The sequence below is a fragment of the Photorhabdus caribbeanensis genome, assembly GCF_018448885.1.
In the GTDB taxonomy this organism is placed as follows: Bacteria; Pseudomonadota; Gammaproteobacteria; order Enterobacterales; family Enterobacteriaceae; genus Photorhabdus; species Photorhabdus caribbeanensis.
Genome location: NZ_RCWB01000003.1, coordinates 61,803 through 80,370 on the forward strand (window position 1 = coordinate 61,803; position 18,568 = coordinate 80,370).

Here is an 18,568-nt window from a genome sequence, read left to right on the forward strand (position 1 = left end):
GATGTTTCAGATGATAATGAGCCCTGAATTATTGTTGTCTGAAACATTAATGATGTATGGAAAAGCATGGCTATATTCACCCTCTTAATCATAGGATTATATGAATTCTTCTAATCAAGATACGAAATACAGAGCCATATTTATCGCTATCATGATCGTCACTTTTATGATTGGTTTTGATACAACCGGCCTAGGGGTTGCTATTCCGGTGATCGCGACTGAACTTGGTTTCGGCGTTAAAGAAGGAGCATGGCTCAGCATTTCTTATACGGCGGGTTTCGCCGCTTTCTTATTACCTGCCGGAATAATCACTGATCGTCTGGGAGCGATGAGAACACTGATTTCCGCCTTGTTGGTGTTCGTTGTTGCTTCTTATATTTCCGTCAGTTGTGTTTCTCTTGGCAGTTTTACCTTTGTGCGTTTAATTCAAGGAATTGCCGCCGCCTTTTTGAATACAGCGGCGATGGCGCTGTTGAATCTCTTGTTTCCAATGGGAAATAGTAATCGCTCACAGGTTTTCAAAGCCTGGTCAATGATACTTGGGCTGAGTTTTTCTTTGGGGCCACCTCTGGGGGGCTTAATAATCAGGATGCTAGACTGGTCATGGATATTGTTGCTCAACTTGCCCTTAGGGGGGCTGGTTGTATTCTTGATGTTGAAAAGAAAAGGCAGCACCTTGTCTACTGGTGGGGCGTTAAGCCGTGTTTCGCTATTTAGTACTTTACCAGTGACTGTAATTCTGCTGTTGATCACCATGTATCAATACATCGAGCAAGTGCTTCCGGGGCAATATGGCACTATCGTCAAGGCAACGTTGCTTATTCTGGGGATAGTAAGCGTTTGGCTATGTCACCGTTTTTCTGCGCGTAGTTTTACACGCTTACCGGAGCTTAAAAATAGTGCCTTTCTTATCTCGTTGGTTCTGCCGATTATTTTTTCTATCGCCTACTGGAGCCTATTTGTGGTGTTGCCGCAATATTTCGCGGTGAAGTTGGGTTTTGATGCATTGTATCTGGCTATGACAATGCTATTGCTTTCTTTGCCGTTGACCTTGGTGCCTTTATTGAGGATTGCCGAGCGTTTCAATCTTCAAGCTACTGAGGGATTCCTGATGTTAACGGTTGGATTGGTGTTGCTCGCTGGTATCTTTAGTCCGGTTGTTGATGGGAATGTCTGGTTGTTGGCGGCTGGGTTGTTGCTGTTAGGTACGGGAGCCGCGGTGCTTAATCCATTGATGGCAAGGTTAGTGATGGACAATGTTGCTCCTGAGAATTCAGGATTGGCGGCAGCCCTTACCAGCACGTTGCGTCAAACCGGGTTTGCCGCAGGAGTTGCTTTTTTTTCACTGTTGACGCAACACGGTGGGGAGTCTGTCATCCATATCTCGGAAGCTATGGCGTTACTGATAGCTGCTATGTTGTCTTTAGTCGCGTTTGCAGTGTGCCGGGGTTTACAACGAAGTCGCGGGTATTAACACAAGGTTTTTAATGCGGAATACATTGTTTGTAGTACAGCGGGTTGGATGACGGCATCATATTGGGCGAAAGTGCTTGGTGAAAACATGAAGATCACAGTGATTGCATCAGATTGTTAATAATTTGAGCAGGTATATCCAGTTGTTTTTGCTTCAAGAGGGGTAATAAAATTCTTACCGTTCCAATAAAAAGATCAATTGGTAATATAGTCTAAAATGATAACAGATGACTAACCGCAGAGGTGTATGATGCTAGAACAAATTTGCCAACTGGCTCAGGAAGCTGGTGCGGCTATTATGACAATTTATCAGGATGAACATCCTCTGAAAATTGATCATAAGCAAGATGATTCGCCGGTTACTATGGCTGATATTGCGGCTCATAAAATCATTAAAGCCGGATTATCCCGTATCGCTCCGGAAATTCCACTGTTGTCAGAAGAAGAGCTTCCCACTTGGGAAGAGAGACGTGATTGGCAGCGCTATTGGTTAGTTGATCCTCTGGATGGTACTAAGGAATTTATTAATCGCAACGGTGAATTTACGGTTAATATTGCCTTGATTGATGAGGGCGTTCCTGTGATGGGAGTCATATATGCTCCTGTGCAGGATACGCTTTATTTCGGACAAGGGCGGCAAGCATGGAAAAAAGCCGGTGGTGGTCAATGCTTGCCGATTAAAATTCGTGATGCTAATCCACCAATGGTAGTCGTTAGCCGCTCTCATATGGATACGGAATTAGAAGATTATCTCAATCAGTTAGGTGAACATCAGACGGTTTCTGTGGGGTCTTCACTGAAGTTCTGTTTGGTGGCCGAAGGAAAAGCGCAACTTTATCCGCGTTTTGGGCCCACTCATATCTGGGATACTGCGGCGGGTCACGCTATAGCCATTGCTGCTGGTGCTCACGTGACGAACTGGAAAGGTCAGACTCTAGATTATACGCCTCGTGAATCATTCTTAAATCCGGGATTTAGAGTAACGATTTTTTAATCGTGGCTGTTTTTTAGCAAAATTGTTTTTCAGCAGAATGGTGGTGATAAGGGCAAACGAAAACATACCTGCAAGTCATTATCACCACGGATGTTTTTACTGTAGTTCTTTACGAACTAATTCAATGACTTGTTTGATTTCGCTACTGGTTAGCTTACCTTCTTTGGCAAACTTCGCGGCGCCATTTTTGTCCAGGACAATAATGGCAGAACTTTTCGCTTCCAACTGCCAAGCTTTTTTGACCACACCGTTGCTGTCAGCGATAAACTGGGACCACGGAAACTCTTTTTTGCTATCTTCAATACTACTGCGGACAAATGGTCCAGTACCGAATATGGCATCACTGACATTGATGATGGTGGTTGTTTGGTATTTTTCTTTTGAAAAATCAGCACGTTTTATCTCTTCTATCAGCGGAGCATTCATCTCTTTAGCTGCACTACGACCTGCAATATGTTGTATGACTCTCACTTTGCCAATCAGTTTTCCACTATCCCAATTTTGGTAGCTAAACTTGTTATTGTTGAGGAGCAACTCACCTTTATCAGAGACGCTGATCGTAGGAACTTGTTGTTCCAGAGTGATGTTGTGAGCGAGTGCTAAAGCAGGAGAACAAAGTAGCACAGCATATAGCATAAAGTTCTTTATCATAATTTTTCCTTTGTAGGTTAATGTGAAAATGCATGGATCTCTAGCATAGCGGGTATTAACTGATTTATCTCTTTAAAGAAGATCAAATTTTTAACATTAAGTAAGAGATAAAGTTACATAGTTATGTATATCTAAATATCTGTCATTTTATGTAAATTCGGTGCATAAAACTAAAAATGGAGGGAACAAAATCGGATAAATTCAGTCTATTATTCTACATAACGGTATGGTGTATGGAGTTGGTTCACCAAACGTAACCGTAAGAAGCACTTAGGAGGAAAAAAGCAGAGATGAAAATTTTTCACCGATATAACCCACTGAAAATTGCTCTCTACGTTAAAACTTTATTCCGTGGACGTTTATACATTAAAGATATGGGGGCTTTTGAATTCGACTGTGGCAAAATTTTACCACCGAAGGTGAGAGATAAACGCCATTTTAGTGTAATGAGCGAAGTCAATCAGCAAGTGCTACGTTTGCAGGCCGAAATAGGATAGAAAACGAAAAGAGTCGGGTTGCATACTGAGTCATCTGCGCCACAAAATAACAATGGGTGGCGCTTAACACGAGAATATTAAACGGCCTTAGTTCAAGAATAGGCCGTTTTTATTTATCATCACTGATAAGTAGGTTTTGCGTTGGTGTCGCGGTGGGAATGTCAGTGATTTTTGTGACTAATAGCTGATCGATTTTGTAGTTATCAATATCGACAACTTCAAACTTGTAACCCGCAAACTTGACTGAATCGGTACGCTTTGGAATTTTACGCAGCCGGAACATCATGAAACCTGCAATGGTTTCATAGTTACTTGAATCAGGAAAATCATCAATATCCAGTACCCGCTGTACATCATCGATAGGTGTTCCACCTTCTACTAACCATGAATTTTCGTCGCGGATAATAATCTGCTCTTCCTGCCCTTGTCCGACTAAATCACCCATTAGGGTGGTCATAACATCATTAAGGGTAATGACACCCATTACCAGTGCATATTCATTCAGGATAATAGCGAAATCTTCACCCGCCGCTTTAAAGCTTTCTAAAGTATCGGAAAGCGTCAAAGTATCTGGAATGATCAGCGCGTTGCGGATCTGGACACCTTTATTGAAGCTGAGGCTTTGACCGCTCAGGACACGGTTGAGCAGGTCTTTGGAATCGACATAACCGATAACGTGGTCAATATCTCCATCACATATCAGGTATTTGGAGTGTGGCTGGCTGGAAACCTGTTGTTTGATACTTTCTTCACTTTCATTCTTATCGAAGTAGATGATACTTTCCCTTGACGTCATGGCAGAGGGCACTGTGCGGGATTCGAGTTCGAACACGTTTTCAATCAGTTCATGCTCTTGTTTACGTAGCACACCAGCAACAGCACCTGCTTCCACAACCGCAAAAATATCATCAGATGTGATGTCTTCATTACGTACTGTCGGAATTTTAAAGATCTTAAAGATAAGATCAGACAGGCCATTAAATAGCCAAACTAATGGACGGCAAACTGTCAGACAGAAACGCATAGGGTTGACAATTTTCACTGCGACGGCTTCAGGTTTGATCATGCCAATTCGTTTTGGCGTCAAGTCAGCGAGCAAAATGAATATACTGGTGACAATGGTAAATGAACAGATAAAGCCCAATTGTTCCGCCCATTCCGGGCGCATAAATTTCATGAAAAAAGCTTTTAGTGAAGGGGAGAATGCGGATTCACCGACAATACCGGCTAATATTGCTACCGCATTTAGGCCGATTTGCACCACGGTAAAAAACATTCCCGGTGTTTCTTGTAATTTGAGGACATGGGCTGCGTTGATGTTACCTTCATCAGCCATCAGTTTTAGTTTGATTCGTCTGGAGGCAGCAAGAGAGATTTCAGATAACGAAAAAAAGGCGCTTATCGCACACAATAGAAATACTATTAAGAGACTATTTAGCATAAGGAATCCATGTTTTACCTCCGGTGGTAGGGTAGGTTGTCATTTAGAAGAGCACCGGAGGAAACAATAAAAATCATATAAAATAAAAAGTGATAACAAATACTTAGAAAACCATTGATTAGCGTAGTAATTATAACATTAATAAAATACAACGACTAGTTTTTGTTCATTTGAGGTAGGCAAACACCAATACCGCCTAGTCCGCAATACCCCTCAGGATTTTTAAATAGATATTGTTGATGATAATCTTCGGCGAAATAGAATGGCCCCGCTTCTGTGATCTCCGTTGTAATAGGGCGGTTATCCCCTTGTTGTTGCATTGCTTTTTGGAAGCGTTCAAGGCTAGCTAATGCCAGTTCATGTTGCTGAGGTGACACGGTATAAATCACGGAGCGATACTGAGTACCAATGTCCCCGCCCTGGCGCATCCCTTGAGCGGGATCGTGGTTTTCCCAGAACAGTTTTAATAAGTTTTCGTAGCTGTTCTTTGCTGGATCGTAAACAATTCTAACAACCTCAGCATGTCCGGTCAGGCCGCTACAAACTTCTTCGTAGGTTGGATTCGCTGTTGTACCGCCGCTATAACCTGCGGAGGTGGTGTAAATATCGGGTTGTTGCCAGAATAGGCGTTCTACGCCCCAGAAACACCCCATACCAAAATAGGCAACTTCCATATTTTCTGGAACAGGTTCTATCGCATGATCAGTAACAGCATGGTTAGGTGAAACCTTAAGTGGCTCGGTTCTGCCTGGTAATGCGCTTTGAGGATCAATAGATAGGCTGTTATTAGCTGAAGTTGGCACAATTCACTCCCGTAATTATTAAGTTTTCAGACATTAATAGATTGTATATATTATAAACTTTACTCAAGATAAATTGATTATAGTAAAATTATTCCGATCAGGTTAGGAGTTCGCGTGTTGAGATACCCCGTTTTATGCTTTCTTTGTGTGTCTATCGCCTCTCCCATTGCTTATAGCGCTAATCTTCGTCTGAAAATAGAGGGACTAACAGGCAGTTTAGAGAAAAATGCCCGAATTCATCTCTCCACTATCAGCACAGATGAAGTTGCACCAGATGGCCGTTTCCGATCTCGTGTAGATAAAGCGATTCGTGAAGGCTTGCGCCCGCTTGGTTATTATGAACCCATTATCGAATTTTCCTATCAGGAAAATAAACCGCCTGCTCGCTCGGTATTAACGGCAAAAGTTACCGCAGGTGAGCCTGTGCGAATCGCCGGTGTTAATGTTGTTTTGGAAGGTGGGGCGAAGACAGATGGAGATTATGCCAAACTAGTAACAAGCAAAAGTCCAAAGAAAGGAACGGTTCTTAATCATGATGAATATGAAAGCTTTAAAGGTTCTCTGACCGGGCTTGCTATTAGGAAAGGTTATTTTGACGCTGTGATGAAAAAGAGCCAATTGGGTATTTCTAAAACGCGGCATGAGGCATTCTGGGATTTTGTTTTTAATAGCGGTGAGCGTTATCACTTTGGTCAGATGCGTTATCGTGGTTCACAGATCCGCGAAGATTATCTGGATCATCTGGTTCCGTTTAAAGAAGGGGATTTTTATACTTCTGAACAATTGGCCGAATTGAATCGGCGGTTAGCAGAAACTGGCTGGTTTAATTCAGCGGTAGTTACACCGGATTTTAATACTGCTAGAAAAAATGGTGACGGAATGCTTCCTCTTGAAGCGGTATTAACTCCACGTTCCAAAAACTATGTTGAACTGGGTGGGGGGTATGGATCTGATATAGGACCACGGGTAAAAGCGAAATGGACAAAACCCTGGCTTAATTCCCGTGGACACAGCCTTAGCACCAGCATCAACCTTTCGGCGCCTGAACAGGTTGTTGATGCCACCTATAAAATACCGCTGAAAGTAAACCCGTTAGAGCAATATTACGCATTGCAGACAGGTTATAAGCGTAAAGATATCAACGATACCGTATCAGATACCGCGACAGTGAATCTTTCCCGTAATTGGGATCTTTCAACAGGTTGGCAGTATGGGGTCAATATGCGTTGGAGTCTCAGCCACTTTACTCAGGCTAATGTCACCAATACGGCAATGTTATTATACCCAGGAGCAAATGTTAGCCGTATTCGCCAGCGTGGGGGGACAATGCCTTATTGGGGCGATAGCCAGCGCTATTCTATTGATATCTCTGATATCCTTTGGGGTTCTGATGTCGATTTCTTGGTATTACAGGCGCAAAACGTTTGGATCAGGACTTACTGGGATAATCACCGTTTTGTTGCTCGGGGTAATTTGGGGTGGATAGAAACCAATGCGTTCGAGAAAGTTCCACCTGACTTACGCTTTTTCGCTGGTGGTGATCACAGTGTTCGTGGCTACAGATATCAGAAAATTTCCCCTAAAGACGATAAAGGAAAATTGACCGGTGCATCCGCACTGGTTGTGGGTTCGCTTGAGTATCAATATAACGTCACGGGTAATTGGTGGAGTGCTGTTTTTGTTGATACTGGCGAGGCCATTAATGACATTAGAAAAAGTAATTTTAAAACCGGCGTAGGTGTTGGCGTACGTTGGGCTTCTCCAGTCGGACCCATTAAATTTGACCTTGCCAGACCAATAGGGGATTCAGAATCCCGTAATATCCAGTTTTACATTGGGTTAGGATCTGAATTATGAGATGGATTAAAAAGGTCAGTATTGCTTTTTTGCTGATGGTGACTTTGTTGGTTATTGCTGTTGCCGGGTTAGTAGGAACGCAATCTGGCTTGCATTTTATGATTAACAGTGCTGCCCGTTGGGTGCCGGGGTTAGATATAGCCAGTGTCAGTGGCGGTTGGCGTGATTTGACTCTGAAAGGCGTTAAGTATCAAATGCCCGGTGTGGATGTCAATGTCAATCAACTCCACCTTTCGCTGCGTCTTTCCTGTCTTAAAAATAGTCAGCTATGTGTTAATGCATTGACAACGGAAGGCGTAAAAGTTGCGATTAATACTAGCCAATTGCCCCCTGCGGGAGAACCGTCGTCAAAGTCAGAGCCTTTGACTGAACTGAGGACGCCGTATCCAGTCTCCCTTGATTTGCTATCTGTTAAAAATGTCACTGTCACCGTAAATGATATGGTATTTGCCCTTGATGAACTTAGGACCGCAGCTCAGTGGCAGCAAAAAGTATTAACGCTTAAGCCAACGAAAATTAATGGATTGCTGGTGGGACTGCCAAAAACTCCCCCTGATCGGCTGAAAACAGCAGAAGCAGAGGAGAAAATGAAACGAGGGAGTGAACCGGAAAAATCGTTGGCAGAAATTTTGAAAAAATTGTTCTCTCAACCGCTATTGGCAACGTTACCGGAAGTGCCTATTCCATTGGATATGACGATTGCAGGGATCAGCGGTAAGCAGTTACGGCTGACGGGTGATACTGATATCACAATCAATGAGTTTTTGTTGCAACTCAGTAATCAGGGACAGCAGATTCAGCTCAACAAATTGAATGTTAAGATGCCGGAAGGTTCTATTGCCATTAATGGTTCTGCGACTCTGGCGCAGCAGTGGCCGATAAAATTGGTAATAAAAGGTGAATTAAGTCGACAAGAGATTCAGGGGCAAAAGGTTGATGTAAAGCTTAATGGCGCTTTACTGGAGCAACTTAGCTTGGGAATGAATTTGTCTGGTCCTGTCAGGGCTAAACTTGATGCTCAAGCGGAACTGGCGAAGGCGGGTTTGCCAGTGCGAATGATGTTTGAAAGCCAGCAACTAAGTTGGCCTTTAACGGGAACGCCTGAATATCAGCTTGATAGCGTAAGAATGCGTCTAAATGGTAAGGCCAGTGGTTATGATCTGTCATTGCGTTCCAGTATTAAGGGGAATGAAATTCCACCGGCATTACTCGTGTTAGATGCTAAAGGCAATGAAGAGCAGTTTAAGTTGACCCGTCTACGCCTATCTGCTTTGCAGGGAAAGGCTGAATTGGCAGGTGTGGCAGACTGGAGTAAGGCGGTCAGTTGGAATGCGGTACTGGCACTCTCCGGGATCAATACCGCTAAACAGTGGCCGGAATGGCCCGCCAAAGTAGATGGAAAAATAGTTACCCGTGGTAGTTTACACGGTGGTAGTTGGCAGCTCCAGATCCCGGAAATTATGCTGGACGGCAACGTAAAACAGAACTTAGTAAAAGCCAGAGGTAAGATTTCTGGTAACGCGGCTGGTCAGTGGAATATTCCTCAATTTGAGCTAGCTTTAGGGCGCAATAAATTGAATCTCCAGGGGCAGTTGTTCAAACAGTGGAAATTGGATGGCGATATCAGTGCACCAAAGCTGGATGGCATATTACCGGGGCTTGGCGGTGTCGTGAATGGGACGCTGAAATTGCGCGGTAATATGCAAGCGCCTCAACTTTTGGCTGATCTTAAGGTCAATGGATTGAAGTGGCAGGATTTGCGCATTGATCGTGTGAGTGTCAAGGGGAGTGTACGTTCTGCTGAACAGATCCACGGGGATCTTGCTGTTAAAGTCAGTCAGTTAAAACAGGCCGATTTGATTGTCCGTAATTTGACGTTGGATGCAAAGGGCAATGAGAAACAGCACAACGTGCAACTAAAGATCGACGGTGAGCCGATTGCGGGTCAACTTTCGCTTAATGGTAGTTTTGATCGTAAGCAACAGCGATGGAAAGGCAGCATCGACAATACCCGTTTTGACACTCCGGTTGGAGAATGGCGTTTAGCTAAAGCAATAACTCTCGATTATCTTAATCAGCAACAGAAAATCACTGTGGGCACGCATTGTTGGCTGAATCCACATGCGCGGCTCTGTGTACCTAAATCCATTGAAGCAGGCGCCAGCGGTAGCGTATCCCTTATTCTTGAACGCTTTGATCTTGCGATGATTCAGCCATTACTGGAGCCTGAAACCCATTTGAAAGGTGTATTCAGTGGCAATGCTGACGTTAAATGGAGTGCGGACGGAGAATTGCCTCAGGCCAACGTTAATCTGCGTGGTGATGGAGTTCAGGTTAAGCAGATGGTTGATGGCACTGCATTACCGGTAGATTTCCAGACGCTGACACTCAATGCAGGCTTGAAGAATGGCACAGCAAAGCTGAATTGGTTGTTTAAGATTATGGGAAATGGTCAGTTTAACGGTGATGTTCAGGTTGATGATCTTGCAGGGAGTCGTAAGCTGTCGGGCAATGTCGATGTTCAGGATATTTCATTGGCATTAATTAAGCCTATTCTAGGGAATGGCGATAAGGCTGAAGGTCATTTGAAGGCTAACTTGCGTCTGGGAGGTAATGTCAAAAATCCCTTATTGTTTGGTCGGTTGAACTTGGATGCATTGCAAGTTTCGGGTCACTGGATCCCGTTTGATATTACTCAAGGGCAAATAGGTGTGAATTTTGATGGGGTACATTCTGCTCTTGAGGGAGTTATCAAAACACCGAAAGGACAACTTAACCTGAATGGTGACGCAGACTGGCGCAATGTGGATGCATGGCATGCAAGAATGGCGGCTAATGGTGACAAGTTAAGAGTAGTTCTTCCACCAATGGTGAAAATTGATGTTAGCCCCGCTCTGGTGTTTGAGGCTTCTCCTCAGTTGCTGAAATTGGATGGTAGCGTTGGTATCCCTTGGGCGCGTATTACGGTGAAGGAGCTACCAGAATCGACAGTTGAGGCTTCACCGGATGAAGTGATATTGAATGAGAATCTCCAGCCATTACAAGAGAAAAAAGCGTCGATTCCGATTCAAAGTAACTTGACGATTCATATAGGAGACGATGTTCGTCTCAGTGCTTTTGGTCTTAAAGCGCAACTTAAAGGCGATTTGAAGGTTGTTCAAGATAAACAAGGCTTAGGTTTGAACGGTCAAGTTGATATTCTTGATGGTCGTTTCCATACTTATGGGCAGGATCTGATCGTCCGTAAAGGGCTGATTATGTTCTCAGGTCCACCTGATCAGCCGTTACTTAACATTGAGGCTATCCGTAATCCAGATTCTACCGATGGGCGGGTTATTGCAGGAGTAAGAGTGACCGGTTTAGCGGATCAGCCAAAAGTAGAAATTTTCTCAGAACCTGTTAGATCACAATTGGAAGCGCTTTCTTATCTGCTGCGGGGTGAAGGGTTAGAGAATAGTGACTCGGATAACTCACAGATGACAGCAATATTAATAGGTTTAGGGGTTGCGCAGAGTGGTCAATTGGTAAGTAAGATCGGTGAAATATTTGGTGTTTCCGACTTAGCATTGGATACTCAGGGGGTTGGTGATAAATCACAGGTAGTTGTTAGTGGAAAGATTACAAAAGATCTGCAAGTTAAGTATGGTGTTGGTATATTTGATTCACTGGCAACGTTAACCTTACGCTATAGGTTAATGCCTAGATTGTATCTGGAAGCGGTGTCTGGTATTGATCAGACATTGGATTTGCTCTATCAGTTTGAGTTTTAAAAATGCGAATTATTGTTTATGGCAGCTTACGGCGCAAACAGGGCAATCATCACTGGATGACCGATGCTCAATGGTTAGGTGATCATCGGCTGGAAGGCTATGAGCTATATGACCTTGGGCATTATCCTGCGGTTGTCCGTGGTGACGGAAGTATTGAATGTGAGGTATATCGAATCAATTCTACTATCCTGACAGAATTAGACGATTTGAAAGATAATTCGCGGGAGTATCTAAGGGAATTGATTCAGACACCGTATGGTAATGCGTGGATATATCTTTATCAGTTTCCAATAACTGGTTTACGGCGGATAAAAAGCGGTGACTGGTTGAAGCGCCATGCGGAAGAGTAAATAAAAATCCTTTTTTGTAATAAAAAGGGAGTATGATTTTAAAAAACCTCTGTCGGTGATGTTCCCCAGAGGTTTTTTAATTATTCAAACAGACAAAAGCTACTTTTTGGCGGCGCGTTCGAAAGAGGAGATAATTTCTGCTTTAGCAGCTTCGACACTATCCCAACCATCAACTTTAACCCACTTACCTTTTTCCAGATCTTTATAGTGCTCAAAGAAATGCGTGATCTGAGCGCGCAGTAGTTCCGGTAAATCGTTCACATCTTTAATGTGATCATACTCTTTAGTCAGTTTGCTATGTGGAACTGCAACCAGTTTCGCGTCTTCACCTGATTCATCAGTCATTTTCAGAACGCCAACTGGACGGCAACGGATCACTGAACCAGGTTGTAGTGGGTATGGCGTGGGAACCAGAACATCAACCGGATCACCGTCCAGAGATAGGGTGTTGTTGATGTAGCCATAGTTGCATGGATAGAACATCGCGGTAGACATAAAACGGTCTACAAACAGTGCGCCGGATTCTTTATCAACTTCATATTTAATTGGATCGGCGTTTGCAGGGATTTCAATAATGACATAGATATCTTCAGGCAGTTCTTTTCCTGCTGGTACTAAGTTCAGGCTCATGAAAGTTTCCTTTATTTCAAACCAGAATAGAGTGGGGAGTATTATAGCCAAAACATTTTTTAAAGTACTCTCCATTTTTCTGACAAATGCTGTCTCTGAGTTTGGCGATAACCCTGTGGGGCAGTCACTATAAAACCTAGATGAGCCTGTGCACGATTTTGTGCAGTCGCCATTTTATTGAAGGTGATCTGTTAGGTGGCCGCCAATCAGTAATAAAGTAACTAGTTAAAATCAAAAAAGCGACGAAAAATCCCGTCGCTTATCCGTCATTAACCGATGAAATTACTCATCTGGGAACTCAGCCATAAAACTCTCGGCTTTCTCCACCATCGATTTACTGCCCACAAAGAAAGGGACACGCTGATGCAGTTTAGATGGAATGATATCCAGAATGCGATTAGCGCCATCACTGGCTTTACCTCCGGCTTGTTCAGCCAGGAATGCCATTGGGTTACATTCATACAGCAGGCGTAATTTTCCCGATGGGTGGCTGGCGGTGCTTGGGTAAATGTAGATGCCGCCTTTAAGTAAATTTCGGTGGAAATCAGCAACTAGCGAACCAATATAACGGGTGGTATAAGGGCGCTGAGTTGCTTCATCTTGTTCTTGGCAATATTTGATGTATTTCTTTACCCCCATAGGGAATTTGATGTAATTCCCTTCGTTAATGGAATACATATTGCCATTGGGTGGGAATTGAACTTTCTCATGGGAAAGACAAAATACTCCCAAAGAAGGATCGTAAGTAAAGGCGTGTACCCCACAGCCGGTGGTGTAGACCAGCATGGTGGAAGAACCATAAACAACATATCCGGCGGCGACTTGACGATGACCTGGTTGCAGGAAATCTTTTTCAGTCACTGGCTGGCCGATGGGGGTAATACGGCGGTAGATAGAGAAGATAGTACCGACGGAAACGTTTACATCAATATTTGAAGAACCATCTAATGGGTCCATCAAAACAACATATTTTGCGTTTTCAGCGCGGTCTCCTTCAAAAATAACGATATCATCTTCTTCCTCTGAAGCGATCCCCGCAACTTCACCGCGTGCTTTCAGTGCTGCTTTGAGTTTTTCATTAGCATACAGGTCCAGTTTCATCTGCACCTCGCCTTGGATATTGGACACACCGCTGGTCCCTAAAATATCCACTAAACCGGCTTTGTTGATATCGCGGTGAATGATTTTTGCTCCGAGCTTAATAGCGGAAAGCAATGCAGTGAGTTCACCCGTAGCGTGAGAAAAATCGTGCTGCTTTTCGACGATGAATTCGCCTAATGTTTTCATGACAAAAGTCCTGAATGTGATTTGATAGTGGTTTTAGAGTATCAATTGCACTCTTACGCGGGCAGTTTAGCCAAAGAAAGGGATGATTCATAGGCTATTCCATTTCTTATCTTGCTTTTGATGGTTAGAATAGTGGCTAACTTTATGCTACGGAATAGGAAATCAATGCGTATTCATATTCTTGGTATCTGCGGCACTTTTATGGGGGGACTGGCAATTTTGGCACGTTCTCTTGGCCATGAAGTGACTGGTTCTGATGCCAATGTTTATCCACCAATGAGTACCTTACTGGAAAAACATGGGATTAATCTGATTCAGGGATATGACCCGGCACAGTTGGATTCTGCGCCTGATATGGTCATCATCGGTAATATTATGAGCCGTGGGAATCCTTGTGTAGAAGCTGTGCTGGAGCGTGGGCTCCCTTATACTTCTGGCCCACAATGGCTGCATGATTATGTTTTGCCTGAACGTTGGGTGCTGGCGGTTGCAGGGACGCATGGCAAGACAACAACTGCGGGTATGTTAGCCTGGATTTTGGAAGCTTGTGGTTATAAACCAGGTTTCTTAATTGGTGGTGTTCCGGGGAATTTTGAAACATCAGCTCAGATCGGGGAAAGCCCGTTTTTCGTAATAGAAGCTGATGAATATGACAGTGCTTTTTTTGATAAACGATCTAAGTTTGTGCATTACAGCCCACGTACGCTGATCATAAACAATCTGGAATTCGATCATGGTGATATTTTTGGCGATCTGGCGGCTATTCAGAGACAGTTCCATCATCTTGTCAGGATCGTTCCGGGTAGTGGTAAGATCCTTGTCCCGGATAACGATATTAACCTGAAACAGGTTTTGTCTATGGGCTGCTGGAGTGAATTGGAGCTAGTGGGTGAAACCGGTAACTGGCAGGCAAAAAAGATCAGCACAGACAGTCGTAATTATCAGGTGTTTTATGGTGGTAAAGTTGTTGGAGAAGTGAACTGGTCGCTGGTGGGTGAACATAATATGCGCAACGGGCTGATTGCAATTGCCGCTGCACATCATGTTGGTGTCCAGCCAGCAGATGCCTGTTGTGCTCTAAGTGAATTTATTAACGCACGTCGTCGCCTTGAGTTACGTGGTGAGAAGAACGGCATTACTGTTTATGATGATTTCGCACATCACCCGACAGCAATACTGGCAACTTTAGAAGCTCTGCGTAGTAAGGTTGGTGGAACTGCGCGTATTATTACTGTGTTGGAACCGCGTTCAAATACCATGAAAATGGGTATCAGCAAGAATGAGATCGCGCCAGCACTAGGACGTGCTGACGAAGTATTCTTATTTCAGCCAGCGAATATTAAATGGCATGTATCAGAAATTGCAGATCGCTGTGTTCAGCCTGCTTACTGGAGTGCTGATATCGATTCACTGGTAAATATGATTGTTGATAAGGCACAACAAGGTGATCATATTCTGGTGATGAGTAATGGTGGATTCGGTGGTATTCATGAAAAATTGCTATTTGCACTGAATAAAAAAGCTCATCGATCCTGAAGATAACCGCAGGAAAATGAATCGCGCCATTGTTGGCGCGTTCATTTAAAGTTCTTGTTCGAATAATCCAAGAATTGCTTCACGTAGCTGCTCTGCTGTAAAACCTCTGGCCGGTGTAGTAAAAATGGTGTCATCGCCAGCGATACTGCCAAGTATACCTTCTGCTTTACCAAGAGAATCTAGCAGACGTGCAATAAGCTGTGCAGCACCGGGACTTGTGCGAATGACAACAATTGAATGGTTGTGATCAACGTCCAGTACCAAGTTTTTTAGTGGGCTAGTGGCTGTTGGGACGCCAAGTTCAGCAGGCAGACAGTAAACCATCTCCATTTTGGCGTTACGGGTGCGAACAGCACCAAATTTAGTGAGCATTCTGGAAACTTTGGATTGGTTAATGTTCTCAAAACCTTCTTCCAGTAAAGCGGTGACAATTTCACCTTGAGAGCTAAATTTTTCTTCTTTCAATAACGCCTTGAAAGCTTTTACTAAATCTTCCTGTTTAGAGGGAGTACGCATATTTCACCATATTCAATCAGCTATGAAGCTTGCTATTATGCATATGAATGAATTTTTATGCAATAATAATGATTTTATAGCCAATTTGAACCGTGTGAAATTGCTCTTATGTTATATAGAAATTCATAAAACATGAATATGAAAATTTGCTTTTTTTGATTGGTTATCAGGTAAATATATTGTTAATCAAATGATGTTGTTTGGCGTTGTTGTTGGGTGTAAGGTATTTAGCCGATTATTTCGTAAAATTTAGGGAAATTCTCAAAATAGTGTCCGTTATCTCATTAACAGATAAGCATTTTGCCTAGAATACGGCGACTTTTGCGTCCCACTATTAGAGCGTAAGTCCACAATTTGGCTGTTAACAGATTGTTTTCAAAAAACGTAGTAATCTATGGTTCTTAACCAGATGAATTCACAGCATTTTAAAGTATAAACGATTTAAGGAGTATCAGGATGAAAGTTGCAGTTCTCGGTGCAGCCGGTGGTATTGGTCAGGCTCTTGCTCTTCTACTAAAAACCCAGCTTCCTTCAGGTTCAGAACTCTCTTTATATGATATCGCTCCAGTAACACCTGGGGTGGCTGTTGATTTGAGCCACATTCCAACGGAAGTGAAAATTAAAGGCTTTGCCGGTGAAGATGCGACTCCTGCGTTAGAAGGAGCAGATGTTGTATTGATTTCTGCGGGTGTTGCCCGTAAACCCGGTATGGATCGTTCAGATCTGTTTAATGTTAACGCGGGTATCGTTCGTAACCTGGTAGAACAAGTGGCTAAAACTTGCCCGAAAGCACTGATTGGGATTATTACTAACCCAGTCAACACAACTGTAGCTATTGCAGCTGAAGTGCTGAAAAAAGCGGGTGTATATGACAAAAACCGCTTGTTTGGTGTCACAACCTTGGATGTTATTCGTTCTAATACTTTTGTTGCTGAGTTGAAAGATAAAAAACCACAGGAAATCGAAGTACCCGTTATCGGTGGTCATTCTGGTGTGACAATTTTGCCTCTGTTGTCGCAGATCCCTGGTGTGAGCTTTACTGATGAAGAGTTGGTTGCCTTAACTAAGCGTATTCAGAATGCCGGTACTGAAGTGGTTGAAGCTAAAGCGGGTGGAGGATCTGCAACTCTGTCTATGGGGCAAGCGGCGGCTCGTCTGGGGCTCTCTTTGGTCCGCGGCTTACAAGGCGAAAGTGATGTTGTGGAATGTGCTTATGTTGAAGGTGATGGCAAATATGCTCGCTTCTTTGCTCAGCCGGTTCGTTTGGGTAAAAATGGCGTAGAAGAGCGTTTGGATATTGGTCAGTTGAGTGATTTTGAGCAGAAAGCGCTGGAAGGCATGCTAGATGTATTGAGAAAAGATATAGAATTAGGCGAAAAATTTATTAATAACTAATTTATATATTTTATAAGTAAAAAATATATATCTATGAAATAATAAAACCGCTGGTATAGCGAATTACCGGCGGTTTTTATTCAACGAATATAATTCGTTAGCTAATTATTTGTTTGTTCGCGTACTTTCCTTTCTAATAATTCTCCAGTATTTGGATCAAAATAGCGACTTGGCCAAATTTCTGAAGGATGTATTTCCAGATAATTCGCAATTATCCATTCCCCCTTTGGCCACGGTCGAGATAGCGCATTAGCTAGGGTCGACGAGCTAAGCCCCGCTCTGCGTGATACTTCAGCTAAGGTTGTTCCCCGCTTGCGTAAAGCTGCAATTATATCGGCAGGATGCCAATCAGATTTCCTTGAAATCATTTTTAATCCTTTTTTTATTAAATTTGATGCCATTAGTGGTATAAATAACAGGTACGCATGAGAGTAATAACGAACTTAAACCTGTTATTGAGAAATAAAATAGCATTATTTTTCTAAAAATATTTCCAAATTTTTTCTTAAAAACTTCTTTTTTGAACTTGGTTACAAAAATAGAGAAACGTGATGAAAAAAGAGTGGTATTCGGCCAAGGAATTAATCGGCGTGGGTGAGTTACCTGGATCACCACAAGGAGTTAATGCCAGAGCAAAGCGCGAGGAGTGGTTACGTCAGAAAAGACAAGGTGTGCAAGGTAAAGCAGTCGAGTATCACTACTCTTGTTTCCCGGAAACGACCATTGCAGCACTGGAGCTTCATGAATCATCTTCTGAGTATCAGGTGCAGAAGCAAGATCCTTTATCGATTTGGGTTGGTGCTTTCCATCAGTTATCAGAATCTGAGAAACAGGCTGTGACAGCTATGATCTTACGGGATGGTATCAGAAGTTTTTTGGAAAAACTTTCTGTTATTTAACCCATTTTTGGAAATTAAAAATGCCAACTAACTTGGATTCTTCTTCATTATCCCGGTGCAAAGTGAGAAGAAAAGTATGAAAAAAGAATGGTACTCAGCTAAAGAGCTGGTTGGTATTGCCGGACTTCCTTCTTCGCCACAGGGAATAAATCTGATGGCAAGGCGGGAAGGATGGGAATATAGACGTAAACGGGGTGTTCAGGGCAAGGCTCTTGAATATCATATAAATAGCTTGCCTGAAGATGTACTTAATGTGCTATCTGTAGGGGAAAGCACTATTGATTATGCAAACAAACGGCAAGACCCATTCTTAATTTGGATTGAGGCTTACTATCAATTAACTAAAGCTGAGCGGGAAAAAATTGTGAAATTTATTCTTCGAGAGGGGCTGGCAAAACTTATTGGTTATATTGATGTAGGTGTTGAAGACGCAGAGAAAAACCTGGAGTCAGATTAACCCCAGGTTTTG

17 protein-coding genes are annotated in these 18,568 nt (G+C 43.0%); 10 read left to right on the forward strand and 7 right to left on the reverse strand.

Going from position 1 to position 18,568, the window contains the following annotated elements:
* The first annotated feature begins 100 nt into the window (after positions 1 to 100).
* Positions 101 to 1,474: an MFS transporter gene (locus tag EAE90_RS03510; protein WP_214052297.1), complete on the forward strand. Its 1,374-nt coding sequence runs from the start codon at positions 101 to 103 to the stop codon at positions 1,472 to 1,474.
* Between the two features lie 249 nt (positions 1,475 to 1,723).
* Positions 1,724 to 2,467 carry a 3'(2'),5'-bisphosphate nucleotidase CysQ gene (gene cysQ / locus EAE90_RS03515; RefSeq protein ID WP_214052406.1) on the forward strand — a complete coding sequence of 248 codons (744 nt, stop codon included), beginning with the start codon at positions 1,724 to 1,726 and terminating at the stop codon, positions 2,465 to 2,467.
* Between the two features lie 96 nt (positions 2,468 to 2,563).
* Here the strand turns inward: cysQ and EAE90_RS03520 are convergent, their stop codons facing one another.
* A complete protein-coding gene (locus tag EAE90_RS03520; protein WP_214052298.1) occupies positions 2,564 to 3,118 on the reverse strand; it encodes a YtfJ family protein in 555 nt (184 codons plus the stop codon).
* A gap of 290 nt (positions 3,119 to 3,408) precedes the next feature.
* Between EAE90_RS03520 and EAE90_RS03525 the strand changes: the two genes are divergently transcribed.
* Positions 3,409 to 3,615 (forward strand): DUF1107 domain-containing protein, encoded by a 207-nt coding sequence (locus EAE90_RS03525; RefSeq protein WP_011148633.1) that lies wholly within the window; start codon positions 3,409 to 3,411, stop codon positions 3,613 to 3,615.
* A gap of 109 nt (positions 3,616 to 3,724) precedes the next feature.
* On the opposite strand, the gene paeA is transcribed toward EAE90_RS03525, so the two are convergent.
* Both paeA and msrA read right to left on the reverse strand, forming a co-directional pair.
* Entirely contained in the window at positions 3,725 to 5,056 is a 1,332-nt protein-coding gene (gene paeA / locus EAE90_RS03530) for a polyamine export protein PaeA (protein WP_214052299.1), read from the reverse strand.
* Positions 5,057 to 5,211: 155 nt separating this feature from the next.
* Entirely contained in the window at positions 5,212 to 5,859 is a 648-nt protein-coding gene (gene msrA, locus EAE90_RS03535) for a peptide-methionine (S)-S-oxide reductase MsrA (protein WP_214052300.1), read from the reverse strand.
* 114 nt (positions 5,860 to 5,973) lie between these two features.
* On the opposite strand from msrA, the gene tamA reads away from it, so the two are divergent.
* The 3 genes from tamA to EAE90_RS03550 are packed head-to-tail and all read left to right on the forward strand — an operon-like array spanning position 5,974 to position 11,836.
* Entirely contained in the window at positions 5,974 to 7,716 is a 1,743-nt protein-coding gene (gene tamA / locus EAE90_RS03540) for an autotransporter assembly complex protein TamA (protein ID WP_214052301.1), read from the forward strand.
* A complete protein-coding gene (gene tamB / locus EAE90_RS03545) occupies positions 7,713 to 11,486 on the forward strand; it encodes an autotransporter assembly complex protein TamB (protein WP_214052302.1) in 3,774 nt (1,257 codons plus the stop codon). Before tamA ends, tamB begins: the two co-directional genes overlap by 4 nt.
* A gap of 2 nt (positions 11,487 to 11,488) precedes the next feature.
* Positions 11,489 to 11,836, forward strand: coding sequence for a gamma-glutamylcyclotransferase family protein (locus EAE90_RS03550; protein ID WP_036776564.1), 348 nt, complete (start codon positions 11,489 to 11,491; stop codon positions 11,834 to 11,836).
* Between the two features lie 99 nt (positions 11,837 to 11,935).
* Here the strand turns inward: EAE90_RS03550 and ppa are convergent, their stop codons facing one another.
* Together ppa and fbp are read right to left on the reverse strand one after the other, a co-directional pair.
* A complete protein-coding gene (gene ppa, locus EAE90_RS03555; RefSeq protein WP_214052303.1) occupies positions 11,936 to 12,466 on the reverse strand; it encodes an inorganic diphosphatase in 531 nt (176 codons plus the stop codon).
* 282 nt (positions 12,467 to 12,748) lie between these two features.
* Positions 12,749 to 13,753: a class 1 fructose-bisphosphatase gene (fbp, locus tag EAE90_RS03560; protein WP_112877177.1), complete on the reverse strand. Its 1,005-nt coding sequence runs from the start codon at positions 13,751 to 13,753 to the stop codon at positions 12,749 to 12,751.
* Positions 13,754 to 13,918: 165 nt separating this feature from the next.
* On the opposite strand from fbp, the gene mpl reads away from it, so the two are divergent.
* On the forward strand, positions 13,919 to 15,289 hold the full coding sequence (mpl, locus tag EAE90_RS03565) for a UDP-N-acetylmuramate:L-alanyl-gamma-D-glutamyl-meso-diaminopimelate ligase (protein WP_214052304.1): 1,371 nt from the start codon (positions 13,919 to 13,921) through the stop codon (positions 15,287 to 15,289).
* A gap of 45 nt (positions 15,290 to 15,334) precedes the next feature.
* Here the strand turns inward: mpl and argR are convergent, their stop codons facing one another.
* Positions 15,335 to 15,805, reverse strand: a complete 471-nt coding sequence (argR, locus tag EAE90_RS03570; protein WP_036776550.1) for a transcriptional regulator ArgR — start codon at positions 15,803 to 15,805, stop codon at positions 15,335 to 15,337.
* Positions 15,806 to 16,261: 456 nt separating this feature from the next.
* Here argR and mdh point away from each other — a divergent pair, with 456 nt between their 5' ends.
* The gene (mdh, locus tag EAE90_RS03575; protein ID WP_214052305.1) at positions 16,262 to 17,200 is read left to right on the forward strand and encodes a malate dehydrogenase; all 939 of its coding nucleotides are present in this window, start codon (positions 16,262 to 16,264) and stop codon (positions 17,198 to 17,200) included.
* Positions 17,201 to 17,301: 101 nt separating this feature from the next.
* On the opposite strand, the gene EAE90_RS03580 is transcribed toward mdh, so the two are convergent.
* Entirely contained in the window at positions 17,302 to 17,568 is a 267-nt protein-coding gene (locus EAE90_RS03580) for a helix-turn-helix domain-containing protein (protein ID WP_011148622.1), read from the reverse strand.
* 183 nt (positions 17,569 to 17,751) lie between these two features.
* Between EAE90_RS03580 and EAE90_RS03585 the strand changes: the two genes are divergently transcribed.
* Both EAE90_RS03585 and EAE90_RS03590 read left to right on the forward strand, forming a co-directional pair.
* Positions 17,752 to 18,099: a DNA-binding protein gene (locus EAE90_RS03585; RefSeq protein WP_214052306.1), complete on the forward strand. Its 348-nt coding sequence runs from the start codon at positions 17,752 to 17,754 to the stop codon at positions 18,097 to 18,099.
* A 76-nt stretch (positions 18,100 to 18,175) separates the two neighbouring features.
* On the forward strand, positions 18,176 to 18,556 hold the full coding sequence (locus tag EAE90_RS03590; protein ID WP_214052307.1) for a DNA-binding protein: 381 nt from the start codon (positions 18,176 to 18,178) through the stop codon (positions 18,554 to 18,556).
* Positions 18,557 to 18,568: the final 12 nt, after the last annotated feature.

Bases quoted from the DNA above. Each gene is read 5' to 3' on its own strand.
- EAE90_RS03510 (WP_214052297.1), top strand. From the start codon at position 101: ATGAATTCTTCTAATCAAGATACGAAATACAGAGCCATATTTATCGCT.
- cysQ (WP_214052406.1), top strand. From the start codon at position 1,724: ATGCTAGAACAAATTTGCCAACTGGCTCAGGAAGCTGGTGCGGCTATT.
- EAE90_RS03520 (WP_214052298.1), bottom strand. From the start codon at position 3,118: ATGATAAAGAACTTTATGCTATATGCTGTGCTACTTTGTTCTCCTGCT.
- EAE90_RS03525 (WP_011148633.1), top strand. From the start codon at position 3,409: ATGAAAATTTTTCACCGATATAACCCACTGAAAATTGCTCTCTACGTT.
- paeA (WP_214052299.1), bottom strand. From the start codon at position 5,056: ATGCTAAATAGTCTCTTAATAGTATTTCTATTGTGTGCGATAAGCGCC.
- tamB (WP_214052302.1), top strand. From the start codon at position 7,713: ATGAGATGGATTAAAAAGGTCAGTATTGCTTTTTTGCTGATGGTGACT.
- EAE90_RS03550 (WP_036776564.1), top strand. From the start codon at position 11,489: ATGCGAATTATTGTTTATGGCAGCTTACGGCGCAAACAGGGCAATCAT.
- ppa (WP_214052303.1), bottom strand. From the start codon at position 12,466: ATGAGCCTGAACTTAGTACCAGCAGGAAAAGAACTGCCTGAAGATATC.
- fbp (WP_112877177.1), bottom strand. From the start codon at position 13,753: ATGAAAACATTAGGCGAATTCATCGTCGAAAAGCAGCACGATTTTTCT.
- mpl (WP_214052304.1), top strand. From the start codon at position 13,919: ATGCGTATTCATATTCTTGGTATCTGCGGCACTTTTATGGGGGGACTG.
- argR (WP_036776550.1), bottom strand. From the start codon at position 15,805: ATGCGTACTCCCTCTAAACAGGAAGATTTAGTAAAAGCTTTCAAGGCG.
- mdh (WP_214052305.1), top strand. From the start codon at position 16,262: ATGAAAGTTGCAGTTCTCGGTGCAGCCGGTGGTATTGGTCAGGCTCTT.
- EAE90_RS03580 (WP_011148622.1), bottom strand. From the start codon at position 17,568: ATGATTTCAAGGAAATCTGATTGGCATCCTGCCGATATAATTGCAGCT.
- EAE90_RS03585 (WP_214052306.1), top strand. From the start codon at position 17,752: ATGAAAAAAGAGTGGTATTCGGCCAAGGAATTAATCGGCGTGGGTGAG.
- EAE90_RS03590 (WP_214052307.1), top strand. From the start codon at position 18,176: ATGAAAAAAGAATGGTACTCAGCTAAAGAGCTGGTTGGTATTGCCGGA.